The sequence below is a fragment of the Streptomyces sp. NPDC001093 genome, assembly GCF_040298985.1.
GTDB lineage: Bacteria > Actinomycetota > Actinomycetes > Streptomycetales > Streptomycetaceae > Streptomyces.
This window is the reverse complement of the sequence record NZ_JBEPBF010000198.1, coordinates 1-12,501: the sequence shown is the minus strand read 5'-3', so window position 1 is coordinate 12,501 and position 12,501 is coordinate 1. Positions and strand designations below refer to the sequence as shown.

13 protein-coding genes, 1 pseudogene and 1 riboswitch are annotated in these 12,501 nt (G+C 69.7%); all 14 genes and pseudogenes read left to right on the top strand.

Annotation, left to right across the window (positions count from 1 at the left end):
* Positions 1–696 precede the first annotated feature (696 nt).
* The gene (locus tag ABT288_RS46900; protein ID WP_351622322.1) at positions 697–1,593 is read left to right on the top strand and encodes a TauD/TfdA dioxygenase family protein; all 897 of its coding nucleotides are present in this window, start codon (positions 697–699) and stop codon (positions 1,591–1,593) included.
* Positions 1,590–2,483 carry an ABC transporter permease gene (locus ABT288_RS46895; RefSeq protein WP_351622319.1) on the top strand — a complete coding sequence of 298 codons (894 nt, stop codon included), beginning with the start codon at positions 1,590–1,592 and terminating at the stop codon, positions 2,481–2,483. The genes ABT288_RS46900 and ABT288_RS46895 overlap by 4 nt, the downstream gene beginning before the upstream one ends.
* The gene (locus ABT288_RS46890; protein WP_351622316.1) at positions 2,480–3,211 is read left to right on the top strand and encodes an ABC transporter ATP-binding protein; all 732 of its coding nucleotides are present in this window, start codon (positions 2,480–2,482) and stop codon (positions 3,209–3,211) included. The genes ABT288_RS46895 and ABT288_RS46890 overlap by 4 nt, the downstream gene beginning before the upstream one ends.
* 43 nt (positions 3,212–3,254) lie before the next feature.
* Entirely contained in the window at positions 3,255–4,313 is a 1,059-nt protein-coding gene (locus ABT288_RS46885; RefSeq protein WP_351622313.1) for an aliphatic sulfonate ABC transporter substrate-binding protein, read from the top strand.
* Positions 4,310–5,638, top strand: a complete 1,329-nt coding sequence (locus ABT288_RS46880; protein ID WP_351622310.1) for an LLM class flavin-dependent oxidoreductase — start codon at positions 4,310–4,312, stop codon at positions 5,636–5,638. Before ABT288_RS46885 ends, ABT288_RS46880 begins: the two co-directional genes overlap by 4 nt.
* A 432-nt stretch (positions 5,639–6,070) precedes the next feature.
* Positions 6,071–6,328: a hypothetical protein gene (locus ABT288_RS46875; RefSeq protein ID WP_351622307.1), complete on the top strand. Its 258-nt coding sequence runs from the start codon at positions 6,071–6,073 to the stop codon at positions 6,326–6,328.
* Between the two features lie 125 nt (positions 6,329–6,453).
* Complete coding sequence (locus ABT288_RS46870) at positions 6,454–6,564, top strand: 4Fe-4S binding protein (protein WP_351622304.1); 111 nt, start codon at positions 6,454–6,456, stop codon at positions 6,562–6,564.
* Positions 6,565–6,732: 168 nt separating this feature from the next.
* Positions 6,733–6,841, top strand: a riboswitch (SAM riboswitch).
* Between the two features lie 326 nt (positions 6,842–7,167).
* The gene (locus tag ABT288_RS46865; RefSeq protein WP_351622301.1) at positions 7,168–8,148 is read left to right on the top strand and encodes an amino acid ABC transporter permease; all 981 of its coding nucleotides are present in this window, start codon (positions 7,168–7,170) and stop codon (positions 8,146–8,148) included.
* Complete coding sequence (locus ABT288_RS46860; RefSeq protein ID WP_351622299.1) at positions 8,145–8,942, top strand: amino acid ABC transporter ATP-binding protein; 798 nt, start codon at positions 8,145–8,147, stop codon at positions 8,940–8,942. Before ABT288_RS46865 ends, ABT288_RS46860 begins: the two co-directional genes overlap by 4 nt.
* A gap of 63 nt (positions 8,943–9,005) precedes the next feature.
* The gene (locus tag ABT288_RS46855) at positions 9,006–10,031 is read left to right on the top strand and encodes a transporter substrate-binding domain-containing protein (RefSeq protein WP_351622296.1); all 1,026 of its coding nucleotides are present in this window, start codon (positions 9,006–9,008) and stop codon (positions 10,029–10,031) included.
* A gap of 89 nt (positions 10,032–10,120) precedes the next feature.
* Complete coding sequence (locus tag ABT288_RS46850) at positions 10,121–10,846, top strand: GNAT family N-acetyltransferase (protein ID WP_351622294.1); 726 nt, start codon at positions 10,121–10,123, stop codon at positions 10,844–10,846.
* 26 nt (positions 10,847–10,872) lie between these two features.
* The gene (locus ABT288_RS46845) at positions 10,873–10,980 is read left to right on the top strand and encodes a putative leader peptide (RefSeq protein ID WP_351622325.1); all 108 of its coding nucleotides are present in this window, start codon (positions 10,873–10,875) and stop codon (positions 10,978–10,980) included.
* Between the two features lie 76 nt (positions 10,981–11,056).
* Positions 11,057–12,274: an LLM class flavin-dependent oxidoreductase gene (locus ABT288_RS46840; protein WP_351622293.1), complete on the top strand. Its 1,218-nt coding sequence runs from the start codon at positions 11,057–11,059 to the stop codon at positions 12,272–12,274.
* Positions 12,275–12,293: 19 nt separating this feature from the next.
* Positions 12,294–12,501: pseudogene (locus tag ABT288_RS46835) on the top strand (F420-dependent methylene-tetrahydromethanopterin reductase); the annotation flags it as partial.

The window sequence follows — 12,501 nt, the reverse complement described above, 5'->3', positions numbered from 1 at the left end:
GCTACCTCGCCGGCCTCCACCTCCGTGCCTCGATGATCTGGATCAACGACCTCCTGAAGGCAACTACCTGATCACAACATCACACAGGCCCTAGGAACCCGGTGAGGCCGTCGATGTCCTCGGCCCCCCTGAGGCGCCGCGAGCCGGCACCCTCGCGTGGGCGTGTCCAAAGAAGCGGAGAAGCTCTCCGTGTCCGCAATGCAAGACCTGTCCGGGAAGTTCTTGACCGACCTGGTGGACATCTGCTGAACTCCCGACCCATGAACCCGCGCGTGGACCTGACCCGGCGGCGCCACATCGATCTGGCGCACGTCTCCAGCGCGTTTTGTTGTCGCTGATCCGGCAAGTGGTCCCCGGCAGCGGCCGGCGCGCGCCCATGGCGGGCGCCGGGCAGCGGCGGTGCGAGGCCGCCCGCACCGCGATGCCTTCCCGCGGGATCGTCGTATCCACCTGCTGAGGGCTCCCGCCTCCTCTTCTTCTTCTCGCATTCGTATGAGCCGGAAGCCTGTGCGCGCACGCCGACGCGGTCGCTGAGAACGCGGCTGCAGCGGTCCTGCGACCACGCGCTTTCCCTCCGGCCCGACCACCGGCGCTTCGCATGTGGTCGATCGGTCTTGCGCAGTACCAGCCCCTTCACCCGACTCCCCGATCCTCAACACCCCTTGGTGTGCCCGTCTGTCCGGGAGGGACCCCCTCATGCCTGTGTCCATCCGTAAGCTCACCGGCCGCATCGGCGCGGTCGTCGAGGGCGTCGACCTCACGGCGACTCCCGATCTCTCGACGATCACGGCGCTCCGTGACGCCCTCAACGAACACAAGGCGATCGTCTTCGACGACGTGAACCTCGACAACGCCGGCCAGGAGCGCGTGGCCCGGTGGTTCGGCGAACTCACCACCGCCCACCCGAACGTGCCGGCCACCGACGGGACGACGAACGTGCTCGCCGTCGACAGCGAGACGTCCAAGGCCAGCGAATGGCACACGGACGTCACCTTCGTGGTCAACCCGCCGCAGCTCACCACGCTCCGGTCGATCGTGACCACGCCGTACGGCGGCGAGACGCTCATCGCCAACGCCGCCGCGGCCTACCGCGACTTGCCCGAACCGCTGCGCGCCCTCGCGGACTCGCTGCGCGTCGTGCACACCAACCAGTACGACTACGCCCGCCCCGCGGCCACGACGGCACAACGGCAGGAGTACGACCGAGCCTTCGTGTCGACGCCCTACGAGGCGGAGCACCCGGTCGTGCGAGTGCATCCGCTGACGGGCGAACGCGGGCTGTTCATCGGCGGGTTCGCCAAGCGGATCGTCGGCCTGTCGGGCAGCGAGTCGGCCGATGTGCTGCGCCTCCTCCAGTCGTATGTGACGCGTCCGGAGAACATCGTGCGCTGGACCTGGTCCCCGAACCAGCTGCTGATCTTCGACAACCGGATCACCCAGCACTACGGGGTGGACAACTACGACGACCACCCGCGCCGCCTCAACCGCGTGACGGTCGCCGGAGAGGTGCCGGTCGGTGTCGACGGCCGCCGCAGCGAGCAGCTCGTGGGCGATGCCTCGCACTACAGCAGCGTGCTGGCGGTGGCGGCATGACCGAGGTCCGCATCCCGGCCCCGGCCGTCACCAAGGGCCCGGAGGCCGAACCGACGAGCGCGCGGCAACGCGAGGTGTTCCTGCCGCGCGACGCCCGCCGCCGGACGCCGCTCAGCGCACTCCGCGAGCGCCTGCGCTGGCCCCTCGGGGTCTATACGACTCCGGTCGTGATCCTCATCGCCTGGGAGGTGCTCGCCCGTGCCGGAGTGCTGTCGAAGACCTACGCTCCGGCGCCGACCTCCATCGTGAAGTCCGCCGCCGACCTCTGGCAACAGGGCGTCCTCGGGCCGGACCTGGCCGTCTCGCTGCAACGGGCAGGCATCGGTCTCGCGATCGGTCTGACCGTGGGCATCGTCACCGGAGTGCTCGGCGGGCTGCTGCGCAGCGGCGAGTATCTGTTCAACGGCGTCGTGCAGGTGCTCAACACGATTCCGCTGCTGGCGGTGCTGCCGCTGATGATCGTGTGGTTCGGCATCGACGAACTCACGAAGGTGCTGCTGATCTCCTTCGGCGCCGGCGTCCCGATGTATCTCAACCTGTTCGCCGCGATCAGGGGCGTCGACCAGCGCCTGATCGAGATGGCGCGCACGACGGGCGCGGGCACCTGGCGCCTGGTGGCGCGGGTGCTGGTGCCCGGAGCCCTGCCGGGGTTCCTGGTCGGACTCCGGTTCTCCCTCGCGTACAGCGTCCTGGGCCTCGTCGCCGCCGAAACGGTCAACGCCGACCAGGGACTTGGCTTCCTCATCACTCAAGGGCAGACCTATCTGCAGACCAACCAGGTCTTCGTGGGGCTGGTGATCTACTCGCTGCTCGGCCTGCTCGCCGACCAGTTCGTCCGGGTTCTCGAGCGGGTGCTGCTGCGGTGGCGACCCAGTTATGAGGCGTCATGAGCAGCGCAGTAGCGACCGAGCTTCGCCGGCAGACCGGGGTCGTCGTCGAGCAGGTGGTCCGCCGGTTCGGTGACCGGGTGGTGCTCGACCACCTGGACCTCGCCATCGCCGACGAGGAGTTGGTGATCCTGCTCGGCCCCTCGGGCTGCGGCAAGAGCACCCTGCTGCGGCTGCTCGCCGGACTGGACCGGCCCGACGGAGGGCGGGTGGAGGTCCCGGCGCGGCGTGCGATCGTCTTCCAGGCCGACCGTTTGCTGCCGTGGCAACGGGTGTTGCGCAATGTCACCCTCGGCCTGCACGGACCCGACGCGGAACAGCGGGCCCTCGATGTGCTCGCCGAGGTCGGACTCGCGGGCCGGGAGAGGGCATGGCCCAAGGAGCTTTCCGGCGGCGAGGCCCAGCGGGTGTCGCTCGCGCGGGCCCTGGTGTCCGAGCCCGAACTCGTGTTGCTCGACGAGCCGTTCGCCGCCCTCGACGCCATCACCCGGCTGCGCATGCACGACCTCGTACGGGCGCTGCGGACCAAGCACCACGCCGCGATGCTGCTCGTCACCCACGACGTCGACGAGGCGATCGCCCTGGCGGACCGCATCGTCGTCATGAGCAACGGTCGCATCGGCACCTCGCACGAGGTGCACCTCTCCGCCGCGCACCGGGAAGCGAGCGTCGCACGCGAGGAACTCCGCGCACGGCTGCTGGAAGACCTCGGCCTCGCCGGCCAGCACTGACCTCCCCGAACACCCTCACCCCGGCACAGAAAGCACGACAACCATGCGAAAGAGAACCACCAGACTCATCGGCGCCATCGGCTCGCTCGCCCTCGCGGGCACCCTCGTCGCCTGCGGATCGTCGTCTTCGAACAGCGCCGCGCCGCTGAGCAACGCCGCCGAGGCGAGCGACGCCAAGCACCCCGAGTGGAGCAAGTACACCTTCACCATCGGCGACAACGGCGGTGACGGCAGCCAGGAGCTGGCGAAGATCACCGGCGTGTTCGACAACGCGCCGTACAAGGTGAAGTTCGCCCGGTTCACCTACGGCCCGCCGCTCGTGCAGGCCGAGGCCTCGGGCGACATCGACCTCGGCAGCGTCGGCGACGTGCCACCGATCACCGGCGCCGCGAAGGAGTACGGCTTCAAGGTCGTCGCCGTCAACCGCTCGCTCACGCCCGGCCAGGCGGTGGAGAACATCATCGTGCCGAAGGGCTCGAAGCTGAAGACGGCCGCCGACCTCAAAGGCAAGAGGATCGCTGTTCCGCAGGGCAGTTCGGCTCACGGCCTGGCCCTGAACGCGCTGAAGAGCGTCGGCCTCACCCCCAAGGACGTGAAGCTGACCTTCCTCGACCCGGCGGCCGGCGCGACGGCGTTCAACACCGGCAAGGTGGACGCCTGGTCGATCTGGAACCCCCAGTCCGCGATCGCGGTCAAGAACGGCGCGCGGATCCTGGTGAAGGGTCTCCCGCCGATCGACCAGACGAGCAGCTACTACGTCGCCAGTGACACGTCGCTGAAGGACAGGACCAAGCGTGCTGCTCTCACGGACGTCCTGAAGAGGCTCTCGCGAGAGTTCGCCTGGGCGGTCAAGAACCCCGACCAGTACGCGCAGGCGCTCTCGAAGGAGCAGGGCATCCCGCCGGCCGACGCCAAGGCGTCCCTGGCCGCCTACTCGAACCGGGTGACTCCGGTGGAGCAGTCGGACATCGAGCTGGAGCAGAAGCTCGCCGACGCCTTCCTGGAGGCGGGGCAGATCACCAAGAAGGTCGACGTCGAGTCGATCACCGACAACCTCCTGCCGGCCGGTTACGACAGTTCCAAGCTGAAGGTCACCTCATGAGCGCGAGACGGCGTCGGCTCCATCTCAACGCCTTCCTCATGGAGGCGGGTCACCACGAGGCGGCGTGGCGGCTCCCGCACAGCAATTCCCGGGCGGACTTCGACCTGCGGCACTGGATCGAGCTGGCGCAGCTTGCCGAGAGCGCCAAGTTCGACTCCCTGTTCCTCGCGGACGGCCCGGCACTCATCGGCACCGGCGAGTTCCGCCCGCCGGGCCAGCTCGAACCGCTGACCCTGCTGACCGCGCTGTCCCAGGCGACCAGCAGGATCGGCCTCATCGCGACCGTGTCGTCGACCTACAACGAGCCCTACAACCTCGCCCGCCGGCTCGCCTCCGTCGACCACGTCAGCGGCGGCCGCGCCGGCTGGAACATCGTCACCTCCGCCGGAGCCGACGAGGCCGCCAACTTCGGCCTCGACGACCGCCCCGGCCACGTCGAACGCTACGCCCGCGCCGACGAGTTCCTGAAGGTCGCCAAGGCGCTGTGGGACAGCTGGGAGTCCGAGGCCGTCCTCGCGGACAGGACCACAGGACGCTACGCCGACCCCGCGCGTCTGCACCGCCTCGACCACCGGGGCCGGTACTTCAAGGTGGCAGGCCCGCTCAACGTCGAGCGTCCACCGCAGGGTTACCCGCTGCTCGTCCAGGCCGGCTCCTCCGAGGACGGCAAGGACTTCGCGGCCCGCCACGCAGAGGCGATCTTCACCGCGCACGCGACGTACGAGCGCGCGGCCGCCTTCTACGCCGACATCAAGGCGCGGACCAGGGCCGCCGGCCGCGACCCGGACGGTGTGATCGTCCTGCCCGGCATCGTCCCGTACATCGGGTCGACCGAGGAGGAGGCCCGGGCGCATGCGCGGCAGTTCGACGAGCTGCGCGTTCCGGAGTACGGGCTGCGTCAGCTGGCCGCCGTGTTCGAGACCGAGCCGTCGGTCTTCGAACTCGACGAGCGCCTGCCGGACTTCATCCTCGCCAGGCCGAAGCTGGAAGGCTCGCAGAGCCGCTCCGACCTGATCATCGATCTTGCGGTCCGCGAGCAGCTGACGGTCCGGCAGATCATCTCCCGGCTGGGCGGCGGGCGCGGTCACTTCGAGTTCATCGGGACGCCCGAGCAGGTCGCTGACACGATCATCGCCTGGTTCGAGGGCGGTGCCGCGGATGGGTTCAACATCATGGCGCCCGCCCTGCCGTCGGGCCTCGCGGCCTTCGTCGAGCATGTGCTGCCGATCCTGCGCGGCAAGGGGCTGTTCCGCGAGGAGTACGAGGGCACGACCCTGCGTGAGCACTACGGGCTCCCGGTCCCGGCGAACCAGTTCCATGGCTGACGAGCTCGCGACTCCCGCCGCTTCCCGGAGCGGCGGGAGTCCGCCCGCGCTGCGGGTCGAGGGCCTTCGCAAGACCCACGAAGACGGCTTAGGGGCAGCCGAACACCTTCCTCGGCTTCGACCGGCTGGGCATCGACCCCTTCACCGACCTGTTCGAGATCACTCTGCTGGCCGAAGACACGGTACGCGGCACGGCGGTGTGCGCATCGCCGACCACGACTGCTCGACCGACGTCCCCGGCCTGTACGCGGCCGGCGACACCGCGAGCTGATCTGCGGCGGCTTCACCGGAGGCGGCAGCCACGACGCCGCGTGGGCGGCGTTCTCGGGCAGCTGGGCCGGCCGGGGCGCCGCCGAGTTCGCCACCCGGCGGGTCCGTCCGGACCGTGGGCTGCGACCCGTGGGGACGGCCGGCCTCCGCCCGACCTGTGCCGTGAACGCAGGTCACGGCGAGGTCGTCGCCGCCGTCCAGCGCGAGGTCCTGCCGTACGACCGCAACTACCTGCGGCACGCCGACCGTCTCGAGCCGGCTCTGCGGTCGCTGCACGGGACGCGGTCCGCGGTCCGCGAAGGGCTGGGGGCGAGCGGTGAGGAACTCTTCCGGGCCAGGGAAGCGGCCGCGATGGCGGCCCACGGCCGCTGGATGTACCACGCGGCACTGCACCGCACCGAATCGCGCGGCATGCACTAGCGGGCCGACCGGCCGACGCAGGATCCGGCCCAGCACCATCGGCTGCTCACCGGTGGGCTCGACGAGGTCTGGAGCCGTCCGGAGCCGGCGTCGCGGGCGCTGGTCACGAGCGGAGGCCGAGCCGTGTGATCGAGATCGTCGAGCCGGACCGCTGCATCGCCTGCAACTGGTGCATCGAGGTGTGCCGGACGCGCGTCTTCGATCGCAGTGCCGACGGCGTTCCGTTGATCGCGTGACAGGACAGCTGCCAGACCTGCTTCCAGTGCGAGGCGTACTGCCCGACCGACGCGCCGTTCGTCGCCCCGCTGGTGACCGCGGTCGCTCCGGGCTCGCGCTTCGGCCGTTCACCTGGTGGACCGGCGTTGACAAATGTTCGGGCCGTTGCCTTAACTACTGCCCAGAACGGTCATGAGCGTCAGCGACAAGCCCTGGCTTGCTGACCGGCAACCCTCCCGCCGCGGTGGGGTGCCCCAGGTGACGACCCGGCCGATGAAGTTTCGGTAAGCGCGAGGCCCCAGGGCCGGAACAGTGACGGTGACACCATGTACGCAGCTCCCAGGACGGCCGCCCGCCGCTCCCCGGGCTGCGTACCGTCGTACGCGAACCTGCTCGTCGCCGATCGTGCCGTCGATCTGCTCCGCGTGAACAGCGCACTGTGTACCGCACCGGGCCGCGCCCGCTGTCGGGGCTGACACCTCCCCGCAGCCCCCGCACTTCCTGACGAACACCGCGCCCGCGGTGTGCCCCCTTGCCCTCCCCGCCCCGGTACCTCGCCGTCGTGTGCGCCGCCGCATGCCGCCGTGCTTCCGGGGTGTGTGCCCACCCAGCCGGAGCCCACCATGAGTGAACCCCCTGGTGCCACCGTCACCCTCGCCGAGGCGCCGACCGTCGACGAACCGTCAAAAGCTCTCACAGCCCAGCGGGTTCTTCCGCTGCGGCGGCCAGGCCGCTGGATCCTCACCGCGGTCGTGCTGGTCCTGGTCGCCCAGTTCGTGCACGGACTGGTCACCAACCCCTTCTACCAGTGGGACCGCTGGAGCTACTGGTTCCTGCGCCCCACCATCCTCGACGGCCTGCTGATCACCCTCGAAGTCACCGCCTACAGCGCGGTGCTGGGCCTTGTCGGCGGCATTGTGCTCGCACTGGGCCGGCTCTCGAAGAGCCCGGTGCTGCGCGCGGTCAGCTGGACCTACGTCTGGGCGCTGCGCTCCATCCCGCTCATCGTGGTGCTGATCTTCCTCTACAACTTCAGCGCTCTGTACAAGACGTTGAGCGTCGGCATCCCCTTCGGCCCGGCCTTCTTCTCCTTCGACGAGTCGAGACTCGCCACCGACATGGTCGTCGCCGTCGTCGGCCTCAGCCTCAACGAGGCCGCCTACGCGGCCGAGGTCGTACGCGGCGGCATCCTCTCCGTCGACCAGGGCCAGCACGAGGCTGCCGCGGCGCTCGGCCTGCCGAAGGGCTACCAGTTCCGGAAGATCGTCTTCCCGCAGGCGCTGCGCTCGATCATCCCGAACTACGTCAACCAGCTCATCGGCCTGATCAAGGGAACCTCGCTGGTCTTCTACGTCTCCCTGCTCGACCTGTTCGGCTCCGCGCAGACCATGGGCGCCACCTACCCCGGAGACATCGTGCCGCTGCTGCTGGTCGTCACCGTCTGGTACCTGATCCTGACCAGCATCGTGTCCGTCATCCAGTTCTACGTCGAGCGGCACTACGCCCGCGGTGCCACCCGCAGCCTGCCGCCGACGCCGCTGCAGAAGCTCCGCACCGGTCTCTCCGGCCTGCGGGCCCGTATCCGCCGGGAGGCCGCCGTATGACCGCCGAGACGCTCGAAGCCCTGGCGGACGTCGAGGCCGCCACCGTCGAGGTCCACGACGTGCACAAGTGGTACGGCACCCACCGGGTACTGGACGGCGTCGACCTGACCGTCCGCCCCGGCGAGGTCACCGTCATCCTGGGCCCCTCCGGCTCCGGCAAGTCCACCCTGCTGCGGGTCATCAACCACCTGGAGAAGCCCGAGATCGGCTACGTCAGCATCAACGGCGAGCTGATCGGCGTGAAGCGGCAGGGCGACCGGCTCAAGGAGCTCAGCGAGCGGGCCATCCTCACCCAGCGCGGCCGGATCGGCTTCGTCTTCCAGAACTTCAACCTGTTCCCGCATCTGACCGTGCTGGACAACGTGGCCGCCGCCCCGGTCGCGACCGGGAAGCTCACCAAGCCCGAAGCCCGGGAACTGGCCCGCGAGTTGCTCGTCCGGGTCGGCCTCGCCGACAAGACCGGCGCCTACCCGCGCCAGCTCTCCGGCGGCCAGCAGCAGCGCGTCGCCATCGCCCGCGCCCTCGCGCTGCGCCCCGGCGTCATCCTCTTCGACGAGCCCACCTCCGCCCTCGATCCCGAACTGGTCGGTGAAGTCCTCGCCGTCATCAAGGACCTGGCGACCAGCGGCACCACCCTCGTCATCGTCACCCACGAGATCGGCTTCGCCCGCGAGATCGCCGACCGGGTCGTCTTCATCGACGGCGGCAAGATCATCGAGCAGGGCCCGCCCTCCGAGGTCCTCGACAAGCCGCGGCACGTGAGGACCAGGGACTTCCTCAGCAAGGTCCTCTGACCCTCGCATCCCAAGACCTCCCCCCCACGCCACCCTCATCACCTTCAGCGACAAGGAACGGCCATGCCCACCCACTTCACCCGACGCAGCCTGATACGCGGCATCACCGCGGCGACCGCCGTCGCCTCCCTGGCCACCGGGCTCGCCGCCTGCGGTGGCAACAGCGACGCGGCCACCACCACCGAAGCCGCCAAGTCCGGCGAGGTCGTCATCGGACGTGTCTCCAACGGCGCCGCCACCCAGACCACCATCAAGGTCTCCGAGGTCAAGTCCATCAGCGCCGAACTGCCCGCCGCCGTCAAGAAGAGCGGCAAGCTGGAGATCGGCATCGGTGCCCTGCCCGCCGGGTTCCCGCCGCTGGCGTACGTCGGCAACGACCAGAAGACCCTCACCGGCTCCGAGCCCGACCTCGGCCGCCTGGTCGCCGCGGTGTTCGGGCTCAAGGCCGAGGTCAAGAACTCCACCTGGGAGAACCTCTTCGTCGGCATCGACAGCGGCAAGGTCGACGTGGCCTTCTCCAACGTCACCGACACCGAGGAGCGCAAGAAGAAGTACGAGTTCGCCTCCTACCGGCAGGACAACCTCGCCTTCCTCGTGCCGAAGAAGAGCACCTGGAACTTCGACGGCAACTACGAGAACCTCGCCGGCAAGACGATCGCCGTCGGCTCCGGCACCAACCAGGAGAAGATCCTCCTGGAGTGGAAGGACAAGCTGGCCAAGGAGGGCAAGAAGCTCACCGTCAAGTACTTCCAGGACAGCCCCAGCACCTACCTCGCCCTGAACAGCGGCAAGATCGACGCCTCCTTCGGTCCCAACCCCGGCTTCGCGTATCACAACCGTCAGGTGGCCAACACGCCCAACGCCACCCGTACAGCGGGCATCTACTCCGGCGCGGGCGCGAGCCTGCAGGGCCTGATCGCGGCAACGGCGAAGAGGGACAGCGGACTCGCCAAGCCACTGGCCGACGCGATCAACTACCTGATCAAGAACGGTCAGTACGCCGAGTGGCTCAAGGCGTACAACCTCTCCAACGAGGCCGTCGCCAAGTCCGAGGTGAACCCGCCGGGCCTGCCGCTCGACAACTCCTGACCAGTGCGTGCCGGGGACTCCACCGCCGCCCCGCGATGGAGTCCCCTCGCGCCGGACACCCCGAGCCGCACCCCGGAGACCGCCACACCATGTCCGTCACCACCCTCGACGCCAGTTCCTCGCACATCCTGGACAACCCCGCCTGGGCCGCGCTCACCGGCCCCCACGCCCACTTCGCCGAACGAATCGGCAACGCTGCCCGCTATCACCGGGACGTGGCTCCCTTCTACGCCGTCTCCGGCGAGGACGACCCGCGCGCCTGGGCCGACCTTGCCGCGCTCGTCGGCCCCGGCGGCACCGCCTCGGTGCGGGGCGTCACCGAGGCACCGGAGGGCTGGGAGGTGGTCGGCACCGGTCACGGCGTCCAGCTCGTGGACACCGGCCTGCGGGCGGAGCCCGACCCCGAGGCCGTACGGCTCGGCCCCGACGACGTGCCCGAGATCCTCGGCCTGGTCGCCCGCACCGAACCCGGGCCCTATCTGCCCCGCACCGTCGAGATGGGCACCTACCTGGGCATCCGCCACCGCGGCCGCCTGATCGCCTTGGCCGGCGAACGCCTCCATCCACCCGGCTGGACCGAGATCAGCGCCGTGTGCACCGACCCGGCGCATCGCGGCCGGGGTCTGGCCACCCGCCTGGTCCGCGCGGTCGCGGCCGGCATCAAGGAGCGCGGCGAGCGGCCCTTCATGCACGCCAAGGCCGACAACGCGAACGCGATCCGGCTGTACGAGTCGATCGGCTTCACCCTGCGCCGCCGTACGGTCTTCTCGCTCGTACGGCGGACCGAAGCCGCCGTCCTGGAAGAAACGGCATAGCTGTGCCGTTGTCCTTGTCGAAGGCGATGATGTGGAGGTGGGCCGCGATGACACGTGTACCGCGTGCCGTGTGCCTCCACAGCCGGCCCCACATCGACCTCCAGCGGGTGGCCGGCTCCCTCTGTAGCTCCTGACCCCGTTTCCCCAGCGCCGTGCGCCCCGCTTCCCGCGGGCCGGTGATCTCGTACGGACCTCCAGGAAGGCACCCTCGTGGCCTCAACTCCCTCATCCCACCTGCACCTTGCCGTCGCCCTTGAGGGCACCGGCTGGCACCCCGCCTCCTGGCGCGAGCAAGTCGCCCGGCCCCGGGAGCTGTTCACCGCCGGATACTGGGCCGACCTGGTCGCCGAGGCCGAGCGCGGCCTGCTCGACTTCGTCACCCTCGAGGACGGCCTCGGCCTGCAGTCCTCGCACTACGGCGAGTTGGACGGCCGCACCGACCAGGTCCGCGGCCGACTCGACGCCGTACTGATCGCCTCCCGCATCGCTCCCCTCACCCGGCACATCGGCCTGGTGCCGACGGTGATCGCCACCCACACGGAGCCCTTCCACATCTCCAAGGCCATCGCCACCCTCGACTACGTCAGCACCGGCCGTGCGGGCCTCCGGGTGCAGGTCTCCGCCCGCCCGCACGAGGCCGACCATTTCGGCCGCCGCACCTTCCCGCCGATCAACCTCGAGGAGTTGCAGGCGCCGGCCGGACAGGAGCGCCTCACCGATCTGTTCGACGAGGCCGCCGACTACATCGAGGTGGTGCGTCGGCTCTGGGACAGCTGGGAGGACGACGCCGAGATCCGCGACGTCGCCACCGGCCGCTTCGTCGACCGCGACAAGCTGCACTACATCGACTTCGAGGGCAAGCACTTCAGCGTCAAGGGCCCGTCCATCACCCCGCGCCCGCCGCAGGGCCAGCCGCTGGTCACCTCCCTCGCCCACCAGACCGTCCCGTACCGGCTGGTCGCCCAGCAAGCCGACGTCGGCTACGTCACCCCGCACCACACCGACCAGGCCCGCGCGATCGTCGCCGAGATCCGTGCCGAGCAGGCGGCGGCCGGGCGTTCCGGCGAACTCCTGCACATTTTCGGTGACTTGCTGGTCTTCCTCGACGACGACCAGGGCGCCGCCGAGGACCGACGCGCACGGCTCGACGCCCTCGCGGGCGAGCCGTACACGAGCGACGCGCGCATCTTCACCGGTACGTCCCTCCAACTCGCCGACTTGCTCCAGGAGTTGGCGGAGGCGGGCCTGAGCGGCTTCCGACTGCGCCCCGCGGTCGCGGGCCACGACCTGCCCGCCATCGTCAAGGGCCTGGTCCCCGAACTCCAGCGCCGGGGCGCCTTCCGCACCGCCTACGAAGCCGACACCCTGCGCGGCCTGCTGGGCCTGCCCCGCCCCGCCAATCGCTACGCCGCAGCCGCCACGGCCTGAGCCGAAGGACCACACCACCATGAGCAAGCCGCTGAAGCAGATCCATCTGGCCGCGCACTTCCCCGGCGTCAACAACACCACCGTGTGGAGCGACCCGGCCGCCGGCAGCCACATCGAGTTCAGCTCCTTCGTGCACTTCGCGCGGACGGCCGAACGCGCCAAGTTCGACTTCCTGTTCCTCGCCGAGGGGCTCAGGCTGCGCGAACAGGGCGGAAAGATCTACGACC

Coding starts and splice junctions, on each gene's coding strand:
- ABT288_RS46900 (WP_351622322.1), top strand. CDS start 697: ATGCCTGTGTCCATCCGTAAGCTCACCGGCCGCATCGGCGCGGTCGTC.
- ABT288_RS46895 (WP_351622319.1), top strand. CDS start 1,590: ATGACCGAGGTCCGCATCCCGGCCCCGGCCGTCACCAAGGGCCCGGAG.
- ABT288_RS46885 (WP_351622313.1), top strand. CDS start 3,255: ATGCGAAAGAGAACCACCAGACTCATCGGCGCCATCGGCTCGCTCGCC.
- ABT288_RS46845 (WP_351622325.1), top strand. CDS start 10,873: ATGATGTGGAGGTGGGCCGCGATGACACGTGTACCGCGTGCCGTGTGC.
- ABT288_RS46850 (WP_351622294.1), top strand. CDS start 10,121: ATGTCCGTCACCACCCTCGACGCCAGTTCCTCGCACATCCTGGACAAC.
- ABT288_RS46860 (WP_351622299.1), top strand. CDS start 8,145: ATGACCGCCGAGACGCTCGAAGCCCTGGCGGACGTCGAGGCCGCCACC.
- ABT288_RS46880 (WP_351622310.1), top strand. CDS start 4,310: ATGAGCGCGAGACGGCGTCGGCTCCATCTCAACGCCTTCCTCATGGAG.
- ABT288_RS46865 (WP_351622301.1), top strand. CDS start 7,168: ATGAGTGAACCCCCTGGTGCCACCGTCACCCTCGCCGAGGCGCCGACC.
- ABT288_RS46855 (WP_351622296.1), top strand. CDS start 9,006: ATGCCCACCCACTTCACCCGACGCAGCCTGATACGCGGCATCACCGCG.
- ABT288_RS46890 (WP_351622316.1), top strand. CDS start 2,480: ATGAGCAGCGCAGTAGCGACCGAGCTTCGCCGGCAGACCGGGGTCGTC.